We start from the raw sequence: 21,255 nt of genomic DNA, 5'->3' as shown, positions 1-21,255 counted from the left end.
GGAAAACGAACAACGAACAAAAGACAAGCGCGCCGGGACAGCCGTCCCGGCGCTGTTTTTTCATCTTCGATGGAGCGGTGTCTCCGTCACCTCGTTGTTTCCGCTTTTTTCGTCTCCATGAATACGTCGTCTCTGTTCGTGATGGGCGACATATTCATCGTCCCGTTCAGGGGTGATCAGAGCACTGTCCGGCCACGCAACGAGGAGTTGCATGATTGCATCGGTTGAAACACAATGCTATGATGGCGCTCTTCCGACGGTCGGAGTTGTTCCGCGAAAAAAATCATGAACATTCGCGAAGATGCCCGCTCCGAAAGTTAAGGAAGGAAAGACGTACCAAGGCCATCTTCGGGAGGGATTGCGCATGAAACTGTCGCAGTTGTTGATTCCCCTGTCCGACAAGCAGCCCGGAAAGATCAGGGACGCGGGGCTGATCCGGCTTGTGCAGGGTGGTTTCGCCGTGTACAACGCCAAGAGTGACGAAATTCTTCTTCTGCCCTTCGGCACGCTTGCGCTGCGCCGCAGCCTGGGAAAACTTCTCGCGCTCTTTGCAAAGACGGGAGTGCAGCCCACAGCGTGTTTCGGGGCCGGCCCCTTCTCCATCGCGGACCGTTTCGTCAGGGTTTTCGGCGAAGTCGCCCGGGCCTTTCTTGAAGAGCGGGAGGGAAATCTGGTCTTCACGGGATACGGCGAGACCTTCGCCGAGGCCCAGACCTTTGTCCGTGCGCTGGGAGAGGCGGTGCGGGAGGAGCCGGTCTTCGCCGACCTCGGGTGCCGCGTTCTGGAGGAGCGGAGGGACGATGCCTGGAGGCTCTCCATCGCGGTTCCGGCGCAAAAGGAGGCGCGGGAGTCCGCGCCGGGGATTTGCTGCTCCGCCTGCGGCTGGGGCGGCCTGCCCGAGTCCATCGCTCCGGAGGAGGAGGCCTTTTCGGCAAAGAGTGCGCCCGGACACGGGGAGTTGCCCCTGAAAGAGGCGCACACCCCCGGAGCGAACACTATTGCGGAACTGTGCCGTCAACTCGACGTGCCTCCCTCGCGGACGCTCAAGACCATGTGTTATTCCACGGGAATGGGGGAGAACCTTCGGGTCGCCGCGGCTCTCGTTCGGGGGGACATGGCGATCAGCCTGGAAAAGCTCCGGCGAGCCCTCAATGCGTCGGAGATCCGTCGCAGTACCCCGGAGGATCTTGCCCGATGCATCACCGGCGTGGCGGGGTACCTCGGTCCCATCGGACTGGGTGAGGCGGTCACACTTGTGGCGGATTCCCGCGTGGTGGGGGCCTGTGATCTCGTGGTGGGAGCGAACAAGCCGGACTTCCATCTCACCGGTGCCTGTTGGGGACGGGATTTTTCGGCTCCCTTTGTGGCGGACCTGGTGCGCTTCGAGAAGGATTCCCCCTGTCCTCTGTGCGGAGAGCCGCTCTCCGAGGCGAACTGGCGCGTTCTGGGGCATTTCGACGTCCCTGTCTCCCCCTCGGAAACGGCGCTGACCTGTCGGGACCAGGCGGGAACGCATAGCTTTCCTTTTGCGTGGACGGGGTGCGTCTTCGGCATCTCTCTTCTGTCGGCCCTTGCCGAGCAGGGGGGAGAAAAGTGGCCCGAGGGATACGCGCCCTTCGATGCATGGATCGTGCCCGTGCTCCCCGAGGACCATGAGACCGCCGAGCGCCTTCTGCAGGAGCTGTCCCAGCAGGGGCTGGCTCCGTTGCTCGACGACAGGGAGTGCGACGCGGAAAAAAAGATGGCCGACGCCCGCCTGGCGGGCGTGCCTGCCTTGTATCTGGTGGACACCACCACGTCGGGAAAGCACCTGTTGACCGACGCCTGAGTGGAGGAACGTGTTCCCTCCGGGGTTCGGTGCCGCGAATGCGGCTCGAAACGCCCCGAGGGACTGTGAATTGTGAGGTTGATACGCTATGGATCGCTCGATACGCATGGGAGAAGAGCCCATTCCGCGGCTTCTCCTGCATTTTTCGCTGCCGGCGGTGGCGGGCCTGCTCGCCAACGCTCTGTACAATCTTGTGGACCGCATCTTCGTGGGGCAGACCGTCGGGGCCCTGGGCATCGCGGGCATCGCCGTGGCCTTTCCCTACGTCATCGCAGGCATCGCCTTCTCATTGCTCATCGGTGTGGGCAGTTCCGCCCTGATCTCCATCAGCCTGGGCGAGGGCAAGCCGGAAAGAGCCTCCCGGGTCCTGGGCAACGGCATGTTCCTCGTTCTCATCCTTGGACTGCCTCTGGTCGTGGCGGGAAGGTTCCTCGCGGAGCCCGTGCTCACGCTCTCGGGGGCCACGGAGAACATCATCGGTCCGGGACTGGAATACCTGCGCATCGTCAGTCTCGGCGTGCCGGCGACGCTCGCCACGATCGTCCTGTCCCACTGCATTCGTGCTCAGGGATATCCCGCCTACGCCATGATGGTCGCCTTTCTCGGCGCCGGGGCCAACATCGCCCTGGACGCGCTCTTCATCTTCGGCTTCTCCATGGGCATCCAGGGGGCGGCCTGGGCGACGGTGATCTCCCAGTATCTCGCGGCGGTCGCCTCGGTGTGGTTTTTTCTGAGCGGGAGGGGAAGCGTGCGGGTCCACCTGGCGCACCTCGTCCCGGAGCAGGCCACCCTGGTGCGGATTTTTCAGATCGGGATAGCACCCTTTCTCATGGAGCTGAGCTTCACGCTCCTCGTGGGGTGGATCAATCGGCTTCTCCGGGATTACGGGGGCGATCTGTACATCTCCGCCATGGGAATTTTCTTCAGTCTGGATTCGCTGCTTTTCCTTCCCGCCATCGGTATCGGCCAGGGGTTGCAACCCTTGGTGGGATACAATTACGGAGCGGGCAACTATCGCCGGGTGATCGAGACGGTACGCCTCGCCATCGTCGGAACCACGGCTTTTTTCTGTGCGAGCTTCGTGGTCATCATGCTCTTCACCGCTCCGCTGGTGAAGCTCTTCAACACGAGCGACCCGGAGCTGCTGGCCATCGCCACACGGGGGCTGCGCCTCTGTTACCTCGGCATGCCCCTTGCGGGGATCGGCGTGATGAGTTCCTTCACCTTCCAGGGACTTGGCAAGGCGCGACAGAGCCTGTTCCTGGGCATCGCCCGTCAGGTCATCTGCTTCGTGCCGCCGCTTCTCATTCTGCCCGGACTGTTCGGGACGGACGGTATCTGGCTCTCCGTTCCGGCGGCCGACGTGGGAAGTGCCATCATCGGCGGACTCTTTCTTTACGTGCAGTTCCGCAGTATGAGACGGGAGAAGATGTCCCCGGTCACTGTCCCCATGTTCCGGCCAGAGTGCACAGAAGAAGGGAAATGCCCGCCAGGACCATGACGAGGAAGAGCAGATTGTGATGGGGGAGCGGAAGGGTCCGCACCGCCCGGCGCAGGATGCCGTGTTTGCAGAAGATGTCGCCGAGGACGAAACAGCCCAGTGCGGCGCCGAAAAGGGTCATGTCGTTCAAGAGTGTGCCCTCCAGAATCATATGGTGTGGGGGGGAAATACCGCCGGGCAGGCGCAGAGCGTTCTCTGTTCCGCTCTTCGTCCCGTCCGCCTTGCGGCGTCAGCATAGATCACCGGAATGACGGGGGTGTGACGGTTTCGTTCCGGTGTTCCGACGGGATATTCCACCCTTCCGGGAAGGCGTCCGGCCTGTTTCGGCCGGAGGTGCCTTTTCGGAAGGGGTTATTGTAGCACAGCCGTGCCGAGAGCGTATGCGCCGAAAAGGAGAATCACTGCTCCGGAGAGGTGGTTGATGATCAGGGTCGTTGCGGGAGAGATCGCTCGGCGCAGCAGGGCGACGGAACCGCTCAGGAAAAGCCACCAGGCGAGCGACCCCGAGAAAAACCCCGAGATCATGACCAGCGGGACGTTGCCGCTGGTCCAGCTCGTCTCTCCGGCGAGGCTCGAGAACAGTGCCGTGAAGGAGAGGATGGTCATGGGGTTGGCCAGAGTGAGGAGACACGTGGTACCCCAGATGCGAAAAACTCCTTCGGGGGCTGCTTGGGAAGCGGATTCCTCGGAGGCGACTTTCCGGGCGCGGAGAATGCCCAGCCCGAGGTAGAGGAGAAAAGCGCCTCCTCCGAAGGCGAGAAGACGCCGATACTCCAGAAAGAACTGCGACGCCGCGGCCAGGCCGTAGGCGGCCACGGCTCCGTAACAGGCGTCCGCCGTGGCTGCGCCGAGCCCGGAGACGAAGCCCGCCGACATGCCGCTTCGGAGCGTTCGCTGGATGCAGAGAAGTCCGATGGGGCCCACCGGAGCGGCGATGGAGAGCCCGAGAAGAAAGGTCTTGAGGAAGAGAGCGGCGCTCATGGCTGCTCCTCCGGAGGAAGCGGCAGAGCGAGGGTCTCCTTGACGCTGGAGAGGACGATGGTGGTCCTGGTGCGGAGGACGCCCCGCAGCGATTTGATGTCCTCGCTGATGAGCCGGTCCAGATGCTCCGTGTCCCTGCAGCGGACTTTCAGCAGAAAATCGAAATCCCCCGCGACGTGATGGCATTCCTGGATCTCCGGTGTGTTCGCCGTCAGATCGAGGAAGAGTGTCCGGTACCTGGGGTGGCGGAGCGTCACTTCGATGAAGGCGGAGAGGGAGAGTCCAAGGGCCTGCGGGGCTACGAGCGCGCTGTAGCCCCGGATGATTCGGGCTTCCTCCAGCTTGCGGACCCGTTCGGCGACGCTGGGGGAAGAGAGCCCCAGAGCGCCCGCGAGGTCGGTCCATTTCTTCCGTCCGTCCTCCAGGAGGGCGGCAATGATCTTGAGATCCGTTCCATCCAGGGAGATCACCTTCTTTGGTGAGGATAATTGCTATATTATCCTTTTTTCAAAAGGAAATCAAGCAGCGTCTCCTTTTTTTTGAAAAGGAGGTCCTTTTCGGAGTACAATGGAGTCGCCGGATGGTCATGCCCACTGCGGAGGAATCGCCGGAGGAAACGCGAAAAGCCGGCATTGCGCCGGCTTTTCCGAGAGAACATTTCTGGAAGAATCTCCTTTGGGGGGCGCAGGGGGAGCAGGTCTCAGTTCTCGCTTTTTCCTCCGTTCGCCTCTTTCATGCGCTGCAGCACGAGGGGGTAACCGTCGGCGCCGAAGTCGAGGCACTTCTTCACCCGGCTGATCGTGACGGTGCTTGCCCCGGTTTTCTGGGCGATGACGGGATAGGTGTTGCCTTCATTGAGGAGACGGGCCACTTCCAGGCGCTGGGAGAATGCCTGGATCTCCGAGATGGTGGCCACATCGGTAAGGAACTGATAGACCTCTTCCACGTTCTTCAGGGTCAGAATTGCCGTGCAGAGGTTATCGGTGAGCGCGTCTTTCCATTTTGCTGACATAGTTGTCTACCTCCGATTCAACGTAAACGTCAATAGTGCATGCCACAAAAACTCTCTCATGGTACCACATTATGACCGACGGTCAACGGGAAAAAAGTCCCGTTTTGAGAGGTTGCACAACGTTTTCCGCATCGGGTTTCCATGACCTTCGCTGCATCAGTGGGGGAGTTCGAAGGGACGGAATGGGCCATGACAGTTTCCATGACACTTTCGGAGAAACTCGCCGTTCTCGCCGGTGCGGCGAAATACGATGTCTCCTGTTCCTCCAGCGGAAGTTCCAGGAAGAACACGGGGGGGACGGGAAACGCCGGTCCAGCGGGAATCTGCCATAGTTGGACCGAGGATGGTCGCTGCGTTTCGCTCCTCAAGGTGCTCCTCTCCAACGAGTGCGTCTATGACTGTGCCTACTGCGTGAACAGAAGCAGCAACGACGTTCCCCGGAGCCATTTCACTCCCGAGGAAATGGCGGAGCTGACCATGCAGTTCTACAAGAGAAACTACATCGAGGGGCTCTTTCTGAGTTCCGCGGTGCACCGCACTCCGGATTACACCATGGAAATGATGCTCCGCACGATCACGCTTCTCCGGAGGGAACACCGCTTCTCCGGCTACATTCACGCCAAGGTCATTCCCGGTGCCTCTCTCGAACTGGCGAGCCGCTTGGGTGCTCTGGCGGACCGGGTCAGCGTGAACATCGAGCTTCCCTCGGAGGAAAGCCTCCGTTTTCTGGCGCCGCAGAAATCGAAACACTCCGTGCTGGCTCCCATGTCGCATCTCTCTGAATCCATTCGGGAGGCCGCCGCGTCGGGAAAAGGCTCCTCCCGCTCGCTCCTCTTTGCCCCGGCGGGGCAGAGCACCCAACTCATCGTCGGCGCCACCGGCGAGAGCGATTTCCGGATTCTCCGCCTTTCCGAGGGACTTTATCGCCGCTATTCCCTGAAGAGAGTCTATTACTCCGCCTACGTTCCCGTTTCGGACGACCGGCGCCTGCCGGCCCTGGCGGCACCGCCCCTGCTGCGGGAACACCGTCTCTACCAGGCGGACTGGTTGCTGCGCTTCTACGGTTTTCATCCGGAGGAACTGCTCGACGAGGCGAACCCCCAGCTCGACGCCGCGGTGGACCCGAAGGTCGCCTGGGCGCTTCGCAACCTGCACTTGTTTCCTCTGGAGGTGAACACCGCGCCCTACGAGATGCTGCTGCGCGTTCCCGGAATCGGCGTCACCTCGGCGAAGCGCATCCTCACGGCACGCAAGGTGCGCCGCCTTGAGGAGGAACACCTGCGGCGGCTCGGCGTGGTGTTGAAACGGGGCCGATTTTTCCTCCTCTGCAACGGGCGCGCTCTCGCCCAGCCCGTGGGGGATCCGGTTCGGCTGCGGAACCTCCTCTGCGACAGGACGAAGGAGCGCGCCGCGCTCCGGAACGAGATGCGGCGGAGGCAGCTTCTACTTTTCTCTCCTGCGGAGATGCCCGTCTAGGGCGCGATACCTTCGGGAGGAGAAGCGACGTGCGCGTGTATGTGTACGACGGAAGTTTCGAGGGGTTGCTCACGGTGTTTCACGGACTGTTCCGGGACAAGGCAGAGCCTCTGGCCATTCATCGCCGGGGCGTGGCGGCACAGGGGTTTCTTGCCGAGACCGTGGAGGTGGAGGCGGACCCTGCGAAAGCGGACGCTCTCTACGAAGCCATGGAACGGCGCATGACTCCCCGGGCGGTGCGGCTGCTCTATCTGGCGCATCTCTCGGAGGAGCGCGACGGAGAGATGCGCCTCTTCGCGTTCGTCCGCCGGGGCGGGCAGCTCGGGGAGCGTCTTCTGGACGATCTGGGCGACCCCGGGGTTGCTGCGGTGATGCGCATGGCGAACCGGGTGGAGCGGGAACGGGAGCGTTTTCTGGGGCTTGTTCGCTTCCGCGAGGCGGGAACGTTTTTCTACGCGCCCATAGAATCCACGTGTCGCCTGCTGCCTCTTCTGGGGGATCACTTCGCCCGCCGCTTTCCCTCCATGAAATGGATGATTCACGATGTGGGGAGAAAAGAGGCTCTCGTCTACGACGAGGAGGAGTGGTACCTCACCCCCTGCGACCTTCCCGGCGTGACGGACTTCGGCCCCCGCGAGGCGCACTACCAGCACCTCTGGAGAACGTATTTCGATGTTGCTGCGGTGGAGAACCGAAAGAGCCCGGAGCGCCAGCGAAATCGGATGCCGAAGAAGACCTGGAAATGGCTCGTGGAGATTCCCCGGGGAAAGCGCGAGCCCGGCGTGTGACCTCGCATGAACGGTGCTGCTCTCCGGAGGGCGTTGCAGCGGCGGAGGTCCGCAGCGCAAAACCGTGCGTGCCCGCGCCACCGGTCCGGGTTCGGACGGGAGCGCGGGCACACACGGAGGGAAAATCCCGCGAAAAGCGGTTTTTCGAGGAACTTTTTACGGCATGTCCCTGGCCGGGAAGGGCGCCCCGCAAAAGCAGGCACGCTGCTCGGAGTTTTCGGGGAGGCACGCCCGGCTGTTTCTTAGGGGAGTTCTCTCATGGTTTGCGCGATGGCCTTCCAGTCGAAACGGTCGATCAGGGGCATTGCCTCATCGCGGCTCATGCCGGTATAGTCGAAGTTGAGGATCTCGTCGGCGTTTTCCCCGGCGAGGGAGACGAGGAGGTTGCCCGAGTTCTCTTTCTTCTGCCAGGTCTGGAAGATGCGGAAGCCCCGCATCTCGCCGGACGTGACGGACACCTCGTCGGTTTCGAGCTGCACGTCCTGGTAGGCTCCCGCCACGGCCCCGGTTCCGTATCCCTTGAGTACGGTGACGGTGAAGCTTTTTCCCTCGGCCTGGTAGGTGCGGGAGGCGGTGGTAGCCTTCTGGCCGTTCGCGGACATGCTCATGCCCTGGGGGGTGTCGCCCTCCCAGCCGGGAAGGTCCGGAAAAAGGGGATAGAGTTTTTCGTAGGGTTCCGAGGCCGGAGCGACGGCGGCGAACGCGAGGATGGAGAGCAGGATGGACAGAACGGAAAGAAGCGGACGAGGCGGGCGGATGCTCTTCAAGAAGCTCACTCCTTCATCTGATGAATGGGCAGGGCTTCCGCAGATTCTAGCAAAAAAGGATTTCTCCGGGTAGATCGGCCCAGGGAGAAAAGGAACCGAGCCGGATCTCCGGGGAGGGAAAACGTGTGAGAAGAAAGACCTGGACGGTTCTCGGACTGCTCTGTATCGTCCTCGGCTATGTGTTCTCCGTCTCGCTCATCGTGTCGAACCAGCGCGTGAAGGAGCGGGAGTACACCTTCGAGAAGGTCCGCACCCTCTCCGTCCAGACGGGGGCGGCACTCCGCTGTTACGAGATGCTGGCGGAGCACGTCTGCGAGAGCGACCTGATCCGGAACGATCCTTTTCTGGAGCTTCTGGAGCGCGTCGGCAAAAGAGGACCGAACCGCCGGGAACTGTGTCTCGCCCTGGAGCGGACACTGCACACGCTCTTTCGGGAGCTGCAGAAGGAAGGCTTCGACGATCTTCGCTTCTTCGATGCCCTGGGGGAGCCCCTGCTCGCTCTGGGGAGCGGCGTGCCGATGGAGGAGACGACACTCCGGGAGCGGGAGCTTCTGCAGAAGCTCCACGCGAGCCGGAAGTCCGTGAGCGATTTCCAGCGGACCGGGACGGGCGTGCATTATGTCTTCGCCTTTCCCCTCTTCCGGGGGGCGGATTTCCTCGGAAGCGTCCATTTCGGCCTCTCCCTTCCGGCCATCTCCAGAACCATGCAGACCATGTTCGGCACGAAGAGCTTCTTCGTGCTCTGGAGGGATATCCTGGAAGGAGTGCACCAGAGCGAGGGTGGGCGCTTCCGTGCGGTCGCCTTCTTTCCGGATCTTCTCATCAGCGAGAGCTTCGGAAAGGAATACGCGGACCTCGTCGCCGAGGTGGGATTTCAGGGGGACCGACAGGGACGAGTCCGGGAGCTGGTGAGCGCCGTCGCCCGGCGGGAGGCGGATACGCTCTACTGGACCGCGGCGGATCAGGGCTTCAGTCTGACGCTCTACCCCCTGGAGGACAAGGCGAACAACTCCTTGGGGTATCTCATGAGCTACGAGGGGGAGTACCAGTTCAGCGTCATGAGGCAGTATTATCGTCTCCTGCTGGTGTTCATCTCCCTGTTCTTTCTTCTGCTCTTCTTCGCGGCGGTGCTCCTGGCCGCGTCGTCGGGGCGACTTGAGAAAATGGCGACCCGGGACCGGCTCACCGGGGCCTACAACCGGCATTTCTTCGCGGAGGTCGCGGCGAACGAGCTGAAGAAGGCCGCCCGGAACAAGACACCCCTTTCCCTGATCATGTTCGACGTGGATCACTTCAAGACCATCAACGACACCTACGGGCACCATCTTGGGGACATGATCCTCAAGAAGATCGTCTCCACGGTCCGGGAGCACATCCGCAGCTACGATGCCTTCGCCCGCTGGGGAGGCGACGAGTTCGTGCTGCTCCTTCCCGACACGCCCGCGGCAAAAGCGAGGGAGCTTGCGGAGCGTCTCCGGAACGCCGTGGCGGAGCAGAATTATTTCTCTGCCGAGGGGGTCTCCGTGAGCATCGGTGTCTCCCAGATCGAGAACTACGGAGACTCCATCGAGACTGTCGTCGCGAAGGCGGACCGGAACATGTATATGGCGAAGCAGAGGGGGCGCAACCGCGTCGAATGACGTCGCCTTGACGCTCTCTCCGTGTTCGCTTCGCTTTTCCTCCGGAGGGCCGATCCTCTTTGTCCGATCTCTGCGGGCGGAGGGGATCGGCCCTGTGCGGGCCGAAGTTCGCGGGCGACTCCGAGAGGCGCTCTGGCGGAATCTCCGTCCCTCAAGTACAATGATGGGCACCGAAAAGTAGAGGTGACGAGGATTGGAGACCGGCCGTATTCGCAATTTCTGCATCATCGCCCACGTGGACCACGGAAAGTCCACTCTGGCGGACCGTCTGCTCGAACTGACGGCGACCGTGGACATGCGTTTTCTCAAAGCGCAGCACCTGGATACCCTCGAACTCGAACGCGAGCGGGGGATCACCATCAAACTGGTTCCCGTGCGGATGCGCTACCGTGACCGTGAGGGAGATGAGTACATCCTCAACCTGATCGACACTCCCGGACACGTGGATTTTTCCTACGAGGTCTCCCGTTCTCTCGCGGCCTGCGAGGGTGCGCTCCTCGTGGTGGATGCCGCCCAGGGCGTTGAGGCCCAGACCGTGGCCAACGCCTACCTCGCGGTGGAGCAGGATCTGGAGCTGCTTCCCGTGGTGAACAAGATCGATCTCGCCTCGGCCCAGCCCGAACGGGCTCTGAAGGAGCTGGAGGACGTCATCGGCATCGACACGGAAGGGGCGTTGCTCGTCAGCGCCAAGAGCGGTGTCGGCATCGCCGAGGTGCTCGACGCGGTGGTCCGCAGAGTGCCCGCTCCCGAGGGAGACCCGGAGGCACCCCTGCAGGCGCTCATCTTCGACTCCGTGTACGACAACTACCGGGGTGTCATCTGCTACGTCCGGGTGGTGAACGGCAGCATCCGCTCGGGGCAGCAGATCACTTTCATGGCCAACGGCATCTCCGACCAGGTGGAGGAAGTGGGATTCTTCACTCCCTCCATGCGCGCCTCGGAGGAGCTCGGCCCCGGCGAGGTAGGCTACGTGATCGCCAACGTGAAGACCCTTCACGAGGCCCGCGTGGGAGACACCATCACCGACGCGAGGCGCCCCGCGGCGAAACCCCTTCCGGGGTACAAGCGGGTCAAACCCGTGGTCTTCTGCGGCTTCTATCCCGTGGAGCGCGAGGAGTATCCCCAGCTCCGGGACGCCTTGGAGAAGCTTCAGCTCAACGATTCCGCCATCGACTTCACCCCCGAGACCTCCGCTGCGCTCGGCTTCGGGTTCCGCTGCGGCTTTCTCGGACTCCTGCACATGGACATCGCCAAGGAGCGCCTCCAGCGGGAATTCAACGTGGATCTCGTCGCCACCACGCCCAACGTGGGCTACCATGTGGTCCTCACTTCCGGGGAGATCCTGGAGGCCCATCGTCCGTCGGATTTTCCGGACCTGGGCAAGATCGAGGAGATCCGGGAACCCTACATCAAGCTCTCCATGTTCCTTCCCACGGACTATGTGGGCAAGGTGATGCAGCTCTGCCAGGACAAGCGGGGCGTGTACGGAAGCATGGAGTACATCACCCCCGAGCGGGTGCGCCTCGTCTACGAACTTCCCCTCGCGGAATTCATCCTCGACTTTCACGACAAGCTCAAGTCCGTCTCCCGGGGATACGCTTCCCTCGACTACGAGCACGTGGGATTTCGGCAGGGAAATCTCGTGAAGGTGGACGTGCTCCTCAACGACGAACCCGTGGACGCCTTTTCTTTCATCTGCCACCAGGACGCGGCCTACCACAGAGGGCAGGCGGTGGTGCGCAAGCTGAAGGAGCTCATCCCGCGGCAGCTCTTCGAAGTGCCGATCCAGGCGGCCGTCGGAAAGAAGGTCATCGTCCGGCAGAACATCAAGCCCCTGCGCAAGGATGTGCTCTCCAAGTGCTACGGCGGCGACATCACCCGAAAGAGAAAGCTCCTGGAAAAACAGAAGGAAGGCAAAAAGAAGATGAAGCAGATCGGGCGGGTCTCCATTCCCCAGGAGGCGTTTCTCGCCTTTCTCAAGGTCAGTGAGGATGCGGAGGAGTAGATCCGTTTCCTGCGATGTCGGAGGAAGGGGCGGATGGAACGCCTCTTCCCTCCGAAACGAAGCTCTTCTGCGAAACGCCGCCGCCTTCGCCTCCGATGCTCCGCTCTCCGTCTATGTGCATATTCCCTTCTGTGTCCGCAAATGTCCCTACTGTGCCTTCACAAGCCTCGTGCCCGCCTCCGGGGGAATCATCGATGCCTATCTGGAGGCGCTCGAAGGCGAACTTGCCCGTTGGACGGAAACGGCCGGAAGGATGTTCTGCGCCGAGACTCTCTACATCGGGGGCGGAACTCCGTCCCTTCTTGCCCCGCGTCAATGGGAGCGCCTGATCGGCATCCTGGAGGAGGGGCTCCGTTTTCTTCCTGGGGCGGAGGTCTCCGTGGAGGCGAATCCGGAGAGCCTCACTGCAACGTCGCTCCGGCTCTGGAGGAACTGGAGGATCTCCCGGGTGAGCCTGGGCGTGCAGAGTTTCGACGAGGAGGAGCTGGCGTGGCTTCGGCGCCCCCATTCGGCGGCCCGGGCGAGAGACGCCCTGTCGGCCTGTCTCGCCGCGGGGTTTCGTACCAGCGTGGACCTCATGTTCGGCCTTCCCTTCCAGACGCTCCACCGATGGCACCGAACCCTGCAGGAGCTTCACCGCTCGGGGGTGCGCCATCTCTCCCTGTACCAACTTTCCCTGGAGAAGGGCTCTGTCTGGGGAGCGTCCCCTCCTTCGGAACCCCTTCCCGACGGCTATGCCTTCTACCGGTTCGCCCAGTGGTATCTGCGGCGTAAGGGGTACGGGCAGTACGAGATCGCCAGTTTCGCCGCTCCCGGAGAATGGTGTCGACACAATCTGGCCTACTGGCGGGGAGGAAACGTGCTCGGCCTGGGTGCCGCCGCCTGGGGTTTTCTGGAGGGGATCCGCTACGGCAACGGAAATAACCTGGCGCGCTACGTGGCGGAGGTCCGAAAGAAGGGCGCCGTGTCTGTGGAAGAGCGCCTGGAGGGGAGAAAAAGAGCGGGAGAGGCGGCGGTGCTGGCGCTGCGGACTGCGGGAGGCGTGCGGTTCCGGAGTTTCGCCCGCCGCCACGGCCCGGAGGAGGCGGCGCGGCTTGTCCGGTGCCTCGAACCCTTTGGAGAACGTTTTCTCCGGAGGGAACCCGGACGAATCGCCTTTTCTCCCGGAGGAATGCGGGTCGCCAATGCGTTGTGGACGGAGGTGCTCGCCGATGACGAGGACGACGCTTCTCTGGAAGAGGGTTCCTTGTCCGGCCGGTCCTGCCGCCGTTGATGTGAGACTTCGAGAAGGGACATGAGAACCGTGCATCGTTTCGGAACGTCAGGAGAAAAATGCGCCGGAGAAAAGACGAGGGAGCTTCGGGGAGTGCTGACGGCTCTCCTCGTTGTGCTGCTGCTGTTGCAGGGAGCATTGGCGGAGGCGGAATCGGGAGGTGTCCGGCGGGATGCCTTCGTGCAGGGCATTCTGGAAGCGCGGGGTCTCCTCGCTCCCGGGGAGGCGAAGAGCCCCGCCCAGGCGGTGGCCTTTGCCCGGAACATCGATGCGGTTCCCTACTCGGACCAGCCGCCGGGAGGAGCGGTGACCCGGAAAGAGGCGCTCCGCATGCTCGTGCACAGTCTGGGGCTCCGCTTCGAGGCAGGGCTTCTGGCGGAGGCGCCGCTTCCCTACGAGGACCTGAAGGGACTCTCCCCGTCCGACCGCGGTGCCGTGGCGGCGGCTCGTCTGATGGTCCCTCCGCTGCTTGAGGGAAACGCGAAGCGGCTTTCCCCGGATCAGAAGATCTCTCCTGCCGAGGCCAAACATTTCCTGGAAGTTCTCGCCCTGGCGGGACAGGGTTTTGTGCTGCGGGCCGAGCTTGCCCCGGCGAAGGGAATGCGGCTGCTTCTGCACCGCGAGGGTGCTCCGGCGCGCTCGCCGCGCTGGAGGGCGATCATCGACGGGTTCGACGGCAAGAACGAGGCGGAGCAGCTACGGAAAACCCTTGCGGGAGCAGGGCCGGAGATGAAGGTGGAGAACCACGACTACGAGTGGCGCCTCCGGTCGGACATGCTGGACTCCTTTCTCGACGCGGAACGCCTCCGGAAGGCCGGGGCGAAGGCGGGAAAGGAGGCGCGGATCCTTCCCTGTCTTCCGAGCTACGAAAACTTGTCCTCGCCCCGCTTCTGGGTTGCTTTGATCATCGATCCCGGTCTGTTCGGAATACGCCCCCTTCTTCCTCCGGAGGGGCTTTCCACCCTCGCTCCGCTCGCCGCCATGACGGGCGGGAACGCAGTGGCCGCCATTAACGGAGGTTTCTTCACCACCACGGGATATGGCCGGGGTTCTCCCATCGGCACGCTGCTGGTGGATGGCACGTTGGTGAGCGAACCCATGCGGGGGCGGACTTGTCTCGGGTGGAATCGGGACAATCTGGCCACCTTCGGTCCCACGAACTTCTCCGGGCGCGTGTTCGCCGACGCTTTCGGAGAGCGGAAGCTCGCCACGCTGAACCGCTTCACCAAGGGGGACGCGCTGGTGCTGTTCACACCGCACTTCGGACGGCGGACGCCCTCGTCGGGAAGCGTTCCCGCGGCGGAGGCGGTGCTTCGGGACGGGCGATGCCTGGAAGTCCGCCAGGGCAGCGGCGGTGACATCCCCGCAGGAGCCAGGGTGCTCGCGGGGTACGGAGCCCAGGCCCCGACGGTGGCCGCCCTGCGCCCCGGCGACGCGGTGCGGGTGGAGATGACGCTCAATGAAGGCGATCCTCTGTGGGGAAAGATGGACCACATCGTCCAGGGAGGGCCGTTTCTCATCTTCGGAGGGGAAATTCAGAACGATCCGGAAAACCTCTCCGACTCCGTGACGCTGCGGCGCCATCCCCGGAGCGTCATCGGCCTCACCGGGAACGGACAGTGGGTCTTCTTCGTGGGGGACGGAAGAAATCCCTTCCACAGCGTGGGGTTCACTCTTCGGGAGGTCTCGGAGATTCTCCGGGAGCTGCACGTGGACTACGCGCTGAATCTCGACGGCGGGGGGTCCTCGGAGCTTCTCGTAAAAGGGAAGCGCGTTTCCTTGCTCTCCGAGGGAAAGCCCCGCCCCGTCAGTTACGGCATCGGCGCGGCACCGTTCCGGCCCTAGGCCGGAACGCCTGCGGAAAGCGCCTGGTCAATGCGATTCGTTCGATCAACCTACGGAGAGGATTTTTCCCGCCTTCCGAAGGGCTTCGACGATGTCGAACATGTTGCTGATCGTTCCGAGTCGGATCTGCTCGGTGATGCCGAAGTGCTTCGTGCAGGTGCCGCAGACGAGAATCTGTGTTCCCTTTGTCTGCAGCTCTTCAAGGCTTTCCGAGGTGGAGCTTTCGGGGAGGGCGAGCATGACTCCCTCGTTCATCAGAGCAATGGTCTCAGGGACCGTGCTTCCCTGGGACAGTGTTCCGAGAAATGCTTTCATCAGCACGTCTCCAAGCGCTTCATCCCGCTTGCCCAGAGTTTTCGAGGTGAGAAGGACCGCAAGGGAGACATTGCCGCAGGTGTAGGCGTCCGGAAGCTCGGGGAGTACCTCCGTCGCTGCTGCGGGGGGTGTTCCTTCGCCGACGATGCGAAAATCTGTTCCCTCTTCGTGCACCTCTGCCCGGTACCCAGCTTTTTCGAGAAACCGGGAGACATTGCTTCTGGCAACGGCGTTGTCCACCAAAATTTCGAGGGACGTGGCGCCGGCCTCGATGGCGTTCTTCGTCAGGACCACCGGTTGAGGGCAGGCTTTGCCGCGGGCGTCGATGTGCTGCATGTGTTTCCCATCTCCTTCTTCAATATGATAGAGAAATCCTGTTCTCCTCCTCGGAGAGTGTTGCACGCGCGACGATGCGAAAGCGCGCCGCTCGCGTCGGCGGCGGCTCCGTCGCGCTTTGGTGTATGATGACCTCTAAAGAAGAGTATAACCGATGAGAGGGTGAGACCGTGAAGGATGCACTTCGGGAGTTGCTTCGCGCCATACCGCCCATGGAACGTTTTCTGGAGACGCCCTGGGCGGAAGAGGTTGCCCTCTGTCTGGGCAGGGACAGCGTCAAGAGCATCGTCTCCGACGTGATCGGCGAATATCGCAGCGCGCTTCGCAAAGGCGAGGAAACGGTTCTCTCCGTTGAGGTTCTCGAAGCGGAAATGCGGCGGCGATGCCTGGAGAGGTGCGCGCCGAGTCTCCGCCCCGTCGTGAACGCCACGGGAGTGGTGGTGCACACCAATCTCGGAAGATCCTGCCTGCACGACGAGGCCGTCCGAGCCCTGACGGCGGTTTCCCGGAGCTACAGCACCCTGGAATACGATCTGGGCGGAGGCAAGCGGGGACATCGGGACTCTCACGTGGAGTGGCTCCTCTGCCGACTCACCGGTGCCGATGCCGCCCTTGTGGTGAACAACAACGCCGCGGCGGTGCTGCTCTGTCTCGCCGCGCTGGCGAAAGGCCGGGAGGTGGTGATCTCCCGGGGAGAACTTGTTGAGATCGGCGGTTCCTTCCGTATTCCGGACATCATGATCTTCTCCGGGGCGAAAATGCGGGAGGTGGGCACGACCAACCGCACCCATTTCCGGGATTATGCCGAGGCCGTCTCGGAGGAGACGCGCATGCTCCTCAAGGTGCATCCCTCGAACTACCGCATCGTGGGATTTTCCGCCGAGGTGGGACGGGAGGAACTCGCCGCGCTGGCCAGGGAGAAGGATCTCGTCTTTCTGGAGGATCTCGGAAGCGGTGTTCTGGTGGACCTCTCCCCCTTCGGTCTTTCCGGCGAACCCACGGTGCGGCGCTGCATCGCCGAGGGTGTGGATCTCGTCACGTTCTCGGGGGACAAGCTGCTCGGCGGCCCTCAGATCGGCGCCGTAGTCGGGCGGAAACAGCTCGTGGACGAACTTCGTCGCTATCCTCTCGCTCGGGCGCTGCGGGTTGACAAGATGACCCTGGCCGCTCTGGAGGCGACGCTGCGTCTCTACCTGACGGACCGGTGGCGGGAGATCCCCTCCCTGTCCATGCTCTGCGCGGATGGAGACGTCTTGCGGGAGCGGACGGAGCGCCTTGCCGCCCGGCTGATCGGTACGATTCCGGAGGCTTCCTGCCGTGTGCTGTCCGTCGAGGACGCCGTGGGGGGCGGCGCGTTTCCCGCCCGAGGGATCGACGGCTTCGCCGTGGCGGTGAGCCTGCCGGGTTGGAGCGCCGCGGCGCTCCAGGCCCGCCTTCGCCTCTGCGCGTACCCTGTCGTAGCAAACGTTCAGGATGAACTCGTCTGCCTGCATCTCCGGACGCTCTCGGAGGAGGATGAGGAGTACCTCCTCGCGGCGTTCCGGGAAATTACAGGAGGTGGAGAACCATGAACGTCGGTGAGCGGGAAGTCCCCTTCGTTCTGGGGACGGCGGGGCACATCGACCACGGCAAGACCACCCTTGTGAAGGCCCTCACGGGAATCGACTGCGATCGGCTTCAGGAGGAAAAGAAGCGGGGCATCACCATCGAACTTGGATTCGCCCCTTTGCGTCTGCCCGGTGGATCCGTGGTGAGCATCGTGGACGTGCCGGGGCACGAGCGTTTCATCCGGCAGATGGTGGCGGGTGCTTCCGGCGTGGACGCGGTGCTCTTCGTGGTCGCTGCGGACGAGGGCGTCATGCCCCAGACGCGGGAACATCTGGCGATTCTCTCCCTCCTCGGCGTCCGGGACGGCGTGGTGGCCCTTACGAAGGCCGATCTCGTGGACCCCGAGATGTTGGAACTCGTCCGGGAGGACGTGGCGGAGGTGCTCCGGGGAACGTTTCTGGAAAACGCGCCGGTCTTCGCCGTGTCGGCGCACACCGGCGAGAACCTGGACCTTCTCGTCCAGGCCCTGGAATCCCTCGTGGAGCGCGTGAGCCCCAGGGATCGTTCCGGAGGATTCTTTTTGCCCGTGGACAGAGCGTTTCCCGTTTCGGGATTCGGAACAGTGGTGACCGGAACGGCCTATACGGGCACATTGCGCTCGGGGAGTGATGTGGCTCTTCTGCCATCGGAGCGGACGGGAAAGGTGCGCACCCTTCAGGTGCATGGCCGTCTCGTCGAAGAGGCCTGGGCGGGGCAGCGGATCGCCGTCAATCTTTCGGGAGTGCCCGTGGATGCGATCGACCGCGGCGACGTGCTCTGCTCTCCCGGCATGTTCGTTCCCACCTCCTGTCTGGATGTGCTCCTCCGGGTGCTTTCCACCTCGGTGGAGCCGGTGAAGCATTGGCAGCGGGTCCGCCTTCACGTGGGGACCTCGGACACGCTTGCCCGAGTGGCCCTTCTGGATCGGCGCCAGATCGAACCCGGCGAAGACGCTCCCGCACAGCTGGTCCTCGAAGAGCGCATCGTCGCCTGCCTGCATCAGCGTTTCGTGGTGCGCTTCTACAGTCCTCTCGTGACCATCGCGGGAGGAGAGATTCTTTATCCTTACGGAATCAAACCCCGAGGGCGAAAGGCTCGAACCGCCGTGGCGGGACGGATCGAGACGCTCCTTGCCGCTCCCGGCAGAAGCACGCTGTTCGCTCTTCTCGCAAACGAGCGGACTCGCATCTCCCTGAGGGAGGCCATGGTCTTTCTCCAGCAGACCGCGGAAGAAGTGCGTGCCCTGGCGAAGGATCTCGTCCGGGGAAAACGCCTCGTCGTCCTGGGGAAGGGGAATGATGAGAGCTATGTCTCCACGGTTCAGCTGAAGAAGATCGAGGCACTTCTCCTTGAGACGCTCGACGAATTTCATGCGGCCATGCCCCAATTGCGGGGAATGCCCCTGGAGCAGCTTGTGGCACGCCTTTTCCCCGGTGAGGATGTTCGTTCCGCGAAGGAGATCCTTTCCCTCTTCCTCGAAAACGGCACGGTTCTGCTGGAAGAGGGACGGGTCAGGACTCCCAGGTTCGTCTACAGGGATCCGGAGGAGCTGCGACGGCACTTGCGCGCTCTCGAAGAGCTGTGCGCACGCTCCGGCGTGATGCAGCTCCCACTTCTGGAGGAAGTGCGCCACGCGCTGCATCTTTCCGAGCAGGACCTGCGCATTCTCATGGATGTGGCGCGCCAGGAGGGACTTGTGACGGTGATTTCCGAGGGCATGCTTCTTCATCGGGTGGTGGAGGAGCGCCTTCTCGGACTGCTCGGCACGGTCGAATCGGACATCACCGTCGCGTCGGTACGGGATCTCACCGGGAGCAGCCGGAAATACGTGCTCCCCATTCTCGAACATTTCGACGCCCGGGGGTACACGCGTCGTGTGGGCGACAAGCGGATCCTTCGAAAGAAAAATATCATGCGAGAGGGCGAAAAATAAATAAAAAACGAAGATAGGCAAATTTTCAATACATGTTGTTTTTCCAAGTGACTCCCTGGCACGAGGCTCAAAACGGGATGGAAAGCCTTTGCATGCTCCCAAGAGAGAGGTCGGTGCGGATTCGGCTTCTCTCGTAAGTGTAACAAATGACATGCAACTTTGCGTAATCTGGAATTTTATGGTAAAATCAGTCCAAATTTCCGTTAGGGAGTGAAGCACATGGGCTGCAGCCTTTCGAGCATTCGAGAGCGGATAACTCTGCACAAGGGTTCGCGAGTTCGGTACAAGGCCTCGAAAGGACGCCGCAAAGTGGAGGAGCGCCAGGGAGTCATCATTGAAACCTATCCCAAGCTGTTTACCATGTTTGTGGAGTCCCAGAACAGTACGGTTTCCTTCAGTTACGTCGAACTTTTGACGCACGAGGTGGAACTGGAGATTCTTCCCCAGGACGAGAAAATCGTCTGACGTGTTCTGGAGAGAATGAGGGGTGCGGGTAAAAGCCCGGCTTCGCCTTCTGGGTTTTCTTTGTTTCCGAAACCCTGAAAGGGTTTTTTGTGCTTTTTTGTAGCGACAGTGTTTTTCGACCCGACGCCTCGGCGTCGGGTTCGTCGTATGGAACGTGCCGGCATCCGGATCCTCTTCCGGCGTTTTTTCAGCAATGCGGGGAACGAAGGAGAACGATCATGCAGGAACAGCTCTTCTCTTGCGGAAAGATAAATTTCACGCTGCGCGTCACCGGAAAAAGAGAGGACGGATATCATTCTCTCGTGACATCGTTTTTTCGGATCGGGCCGCTTGAAACCTTGACAATTCGAGAAATAAAGCATCATAATGTCCAGAACCCCGACGTCCTTCGCGTGCACAATGTGGTTGTGCCGGAAGAGAACATTCTTTTTCGGGTTCTTCGGGAGGCGCGGAAAGCGATGCCCGACCTTCCGGCTTTGGAGATGGATCTCTGGAAGCAGATTCCTCCCGGAAGCGGCCTTGGAACGGGGAGCGGCAATGCGGCGGCGTTGGTGCGCTGGCTTCGGGACCGCAAGGGCGTCGCTTTCGGCGGTTCACTTGCCCGGATAGGGGCGGACGTCCCCTTTTTGGCAGGGGATGCGCGGTGCGCACGGGGAGAGGGCGTGGGAGAGGTGTTGATCCCGCTTCCGGACCTTTCGGGATGTGCCGTCGTGCTGCTTCTGCCCCGATGGCGTTGCGACACGAGGGACATGTTTCGGGAACTGGATGTGCTTTGCGGGACTCCTTCGTCGGAAGGTTCGTGGCTTGATGAGGAAGCGGCCCGGGAGGAACTCGATCTTCTTTGCGGGCGCCTCCGGAAGCATGAGAGAGTGGGGTTGCTGCCGAACGATTTTCTTGCTCCGCTTCGGAGGCGACACCCCGAGTACGAACGCTTTTTTGCCGCCGCGGAAGCAACGGGCTCGTTCGCCTGGGGCGTCAGCGGCAGCGGCAGTACGGCCTTCGCTCTCTTTCCGGCGAGGGAGGCGACGAAGGGTTTGTGTGCCTGTGTCGAAGCGTGGGCGTGGGTGCATACCTTGATCGTATTGGAGGAATGAGAGACATGAGAGGGCAACGCACGGAGCGCCTCGTCCGTATCGCCTCCCGCTTTTTGTTTTCCCCGTCCCGCCAACTGTCGCTCACGAAGGTCGCCACGGATTTCGACGTGTCGAAAACCGTCGTCAGCGACGACGTGGCGATCATCGACGCGGCTTTTCGTCAGGAGGGGCTTGGACGCATGGTGGTGGATCGCGGCAGGAACGGAGGTGCCGCCTTCGTGCCCGAGATGAGCGAGGAGCGACGCAAAACCTTCCTCGAAGAGCTGGCGGTCGTTCTCTCCGGTAAGGATCGACTTCTGCCCGGAGGACTGATCTCCTACAGTGACCTGAACTTTCATCCTCTCTATGCCTTGAGCCTGGGATACGTCATGGCCGGGAGCTTTCAGGGAACGACGGTGGACGTGGTCAT

18 protein-coding genes and 1 pseudogene are annotated in these 21,255 nt (G+C 62.2%); 13 read left to right on the top strand and 6 right to left on the bottom strand.

Annotation, left to right across the window (positions count from 1 at the left end; genetic code table 11):
- Window positions 1-364 precede the first annotated feature (364 nt).
- Both Q1K49_RS06290 and Q1K49_RS06285 read left to right on the top strand, forming a co-directional pair.
- Window positions 365-1,828 (top strand): YbaK/EbsC family protein, encoded by a 1,464-nt coding sequence (locus Q1K49_RS06290; protein WP_029166282.1) that lies wholly within the window; start codon window positions 365-367, stop codon window positions 1,826-1,828.
- 88 nt (window positions 1,829-1,916) lie between these two features.
- Window positions 1,917-3,329 (top strand): MATE family efflux transporter, encoded by a 1,413-nt coding sequence (locus Q1K49_RS06285; protein WP_300524104.1) that lies wholly within the window; start codon window positions 1,917-1,919, stop codon window positions 3,327-3,329.
- On the opposite strand, the gene Q1K49_RS06280 is transcribed toward Q1K49_RS06285, so the two are convergent.
- The 4 genes from Q1K49_RS06280 to Q1K49_RS06265 form a co-directional block, all read right to left on the bottom strand.
- A complete protein-coding gene (locus Q1K49_RS06280) occupies window positions 3,268-3,459 on the bottom strand; it encodes a hypothetical protein (RefSeq protein ID WP_157367398.1) in 192 nt (63 codons plus the stop codon). The two genes, Q1K49_RS06285 and Q1K49_RS06280, sit on opposite strands and share 62 nt — an antisense overlap.
- 221 nt (window positions 3,460-3,680) lie before the next feature.
- Complete coding sequence (locus Q1K49_RS06275) at window positions 3,681-4,310, bottom strand: LysE family transporter (protein WP_300524098.1); 630 nt, start codon at window positions 4,308-4,310, stop codon at window positions 3,681-3,683.
- The gene (locus tag Q1K49_RS06270) at window positions 4,307-4,780 is read right to left on the bottom strand and encodes an Lrp/AsnC family transcriptional regulator (RefSeq protein WP_245588060.1); all 474 of its coding nucleotides are present in this window, start codon (window positions 4,778-4,780) and stop codon (window positions 4,307-4,309) included. The genes Q1K49_RS06275 and Q1K49_RS06270 overlap by 4 nt, the downstream gene beginning before the upstream one ends.
- Window positions 4,781-5,010: 230 nt before the next feature.
- Window positions 5,011-5,322 carry a YerC/YecD family TrpR-related protein gene (locus tag Q1K49_RS06265; RefSeq protein WP_029166287.1) on the bottom strand — a complete coding sequence of 104 codons (312 nt, stop codon included), beginning with the start codon at window positions 5,320-5,322 and terminating at the stop codon, window positions 5,011-5,013.
- A gap of 189 nt (window positions 5,323-5,511) precedes the next feature.
- Here Q1K49_RS06265 and Q1K49_RS06260 point away from each other — a divergent pair, with 189 nt between their 5' ends.
- On the top strand, window positions 5,512-6,798 hold the full coding sequence (locus tag Q1K49_RS06260) for a putative DNA modification/repair radical SAM protein (protein ID WP_300524092.1): 1,287 nt from the start codon (window positions 5,512-5,514) through the stop codon (window positions 6,796-6,798).
- A 29-nt stretch (window positions 6,799-6,827) separates the two neighbouring features.
- Window positions 6,828-7,586, top strand: coding sequence for a TIGR03915 family putative DNA repair protein (locus Q1K49_RS06255; protein WP_300524089.1), 759 nt, complete (start codon window positions 6,828-6,830; stop codon window positions 7,584-7,586).
- A 242-nt stretch (window positions 7,587-7,828) separates the two neighbouring features.
- Here the strand turns inward: Q1K49_RS06255 and Q1K49_RS06250 are convergent, their stop codons facing one another.
- Window positions 7,829-8,353 carry a hypothetical protein gene (locus tag Q1K49_RS06250; RefSeq protein WP_300524086.1) on the bottom strand — a complete coding sequence of 175 codons (525 nt, stop codon included), beginning with the start codon at window positions 8,351-8,353 and terminating at the stop codon, window positions 7,829-7,831.
- Window positions 8,354-8,478: 125 nt separating this feature from the next.
- Between Q1K49_RS06250 and Q1K49_RS06245 the strand changes: the two genes are divergently transcribed.
- The 4 genes from Q1K49_RS06245 to Q1K49_RS06230 all read left to right on the top strand — a co-directional run bounded on the left by Q1K49_RS06245 (window position 8,479) and on the right by Q1K49_RS06230 (window position 15,116).
- Complete coding sequence (locus Q1K49_RS06245) at window positions 8,479-9,993, top strand: GGDEF domain-containing protein (protein WP_300524084.1); 1,515 nt, start codon at window positions 8,479-8,481, stop codon at window positions 9,991-9,993.
- Window positions 9,994-10,186: 193 nt separating this feature from the next.
- Entirely contained in the window at window positions 10,187-11,998 is a 1,812-nt protein-coding gene (gene lepA, locus Q1K49_RS06240) for a translation elongation factor 4 (RefSeq protein WP_300524081.1), read from the top strand.
- Window positions 11,985-13,271: a radical SAM family heme chaperone HemW gene (gene hemW, locus Q1K49_RS06235; protein WP_300524078.1), complete on the top strand. Its 1,287-nt coding sequence runs from the start codon at window positions 11,985-11,987 to the stop codon at window positions 13,269-13,271. The genes lepA and hemW overlap by 14 nt, the downstream gene beginning before the upstream one ends.
- Window positions 13,272-13,292: 21 nt before the next feature.
- On the top strand, window positions 13,293-15,116 hold the full coding sequence (locus tag Q1K49_RS06230) for a phosphodiester glycosidase family protein (RefSeq protein ID WP_300524075.1): 1,824 nt from the start codon (window positions 13,293-13,295) through the stop codon (window positions 15,114-15,116).
- Between the two features lie 45 nt (window positions 15,117-15,161).
- On the opposite strand, the gene yedF is transcribed toward Q1K49_RS06230, so the two are convergent.
- The gene (gene yedF, locus Q1K49_RS06225; protein ID WP_300524073.1) at window positions 15,162-15,767 is read right to left on the bottom strand and encodes a sulfurtransferase-like selenium metabolism protein YedF; all 606 of its coding nucleotides are present in this window, start codon (window positions 15,765-15,767) and stop codon (window positions 15,162-15,164) included.
- Window positions 15,768-15,937: 170 nt separating this feature from the next.
- Between yedF and selA the strand changes: the two genes are divergently transcribed.
- The 5 genes and pseudogenes from selA to Q1K49_RS06200 all read left to right on the top strand — a co-directional run.
- Complete coding sequence (selA, locus tag Q1K49_RS06220; RefSeq protein WP_300524072.1) at window positions 15,938-17,338, top strand: L-seryl-tRNA(Sec) selenium transferase; 1,401 nt, start codon at window positions 15,938-15,940, stop codon at window positions 17,336-17,338.
- Window positions 17,335-19,287, top strand: a complete 1,953-nt coding sequence (gene selB, locus Q1K49_RS06215) for a selenocysteine-specific translation elongation factor (protein ID WP_300524069.1) — start codon at window positions 17,335-17,337, stop codon at window positions 19,285-19,287. The genes selA and selB overlap by 4 nt, the downstream gene beginning before the upstream one ends.
- Before the next feature lie 219 nt (window positions 19,288-19,506).
- Window positions 19,507-19,752 carry a Veg family protein gene (locus tag Q1K49_RS06210; protein WP_213692784.1) on the top strand — a complete coding sequence of 82 codons (246 nt, stop codon included), beginning with the start codon at window positions 19,507-19,509 and terminating at the stop codon, window positions 19,750-19,752.
- A gap of 458 nt (window positions 19,753-20,210) precedes the next feature.
- Window positions 20,211-20,846: a hypothetical protein gene (locus tag Q1K49_RS06205; RefSeq protein WP_213692785.1), complete on the top strand. Its 636-nt coding sequence runs from the start codon at window positions 20,211-20,213 to the stop codon at window positions 20,844-20,846.
- Between the two features lie 5 nt (window positions 20,847-20,851).
- Window positions 20,852-21,255, top strand: a pseudogene (locus Q1K49_RS06200) (pur operon repressor); the annotation flags it as partial.

Origin of the sequence: Aminiphilus sp. (assembly GCF_029975095.1) — a bacterium.
Classification (GTDB): Bacteria; Synergistota; Synergistia; order Synergistales; family Aminiphilaceae; genus Aminiphilus.
This window is presented reverse-complemented; position numbering and strand designations above follow the sequence as displayed.

Coding starts and splice junctions, on each gene's coding strand:
- Q1K49_RS06205 (WP_213692785.1), top strand. CDS start 20,211: ATGCCCGACCTTCCGGCTTTGGAGATGGATCTCTGGAAGCAGATTCCT.
- Q1K49_RS06285 (WP_300524104.1), top strand. CDS start 1,917: ATGGATCGCTCGATACGCATGGGAGAAGAGCCCATTCCGCGGCTTCTC.
- Q1K49_RS06290 (WP_029166282.1), top strand. CDS start 365: ATGAAACTGTCGCAGTTGTTGATTCCCCTGTCCGACAAGCAGCCCGGA.
- yedF (WP_300524073.1), bottom strand. CDS start 15,767: ATGCAGCACATCGACGCCCGCGGCAAAGCCTGCCCTCAACCGGTGGTC.
- Q1K49_RS06230 (WP_300524075.1), top strand. CDS start 13,293: ATGAGAACCGTGCATCGTTTCGGAACGTCAGGAGAAAAATGCGCCGGA.
- hemW (WP_300524078.1), top strand. CDS start 11,985: ATGCGGAGGAGTAGATCCGTTTCCTGCGATGTCGGAGGAAGGGGCGGA.
- selB (WP_300524069.1), top strand. CDS start 17,335: ATGAACGTCGGTGAGCGGGAAGTCCCCTTCGTTCTGGGGACGGCGGGG.
- Q1K49_RS06210 (WP_213692784.1), top strand. CDS start 19,507: ATGGGCTGCAGCCTTTCGAGCATTCGAGAGCGGATAACTCTGCACAAG.
- Q1K49_RS06260 (WP_300524092.1), top strand. CDS start 5,512: ATGACAGTTTCCATGACACTTTCGGAGAAACTCGCCGTTCTCGCCGGT.
- Q1K49_RS06275 (WP_300524098.1), bottom strand. CDS start 4,310: ATGAGCGCCGCTCTCTTCCTCAAGACCTTTCTTCTCGGGCTCTCCATC.
- Q1K49_RS06265 (WP_029166287.1), bottom strand. CDS start 5,322: ATGTCAGCAAAATGGAAAGACGCGCTCACCGATAACCTCTGCACGGCA.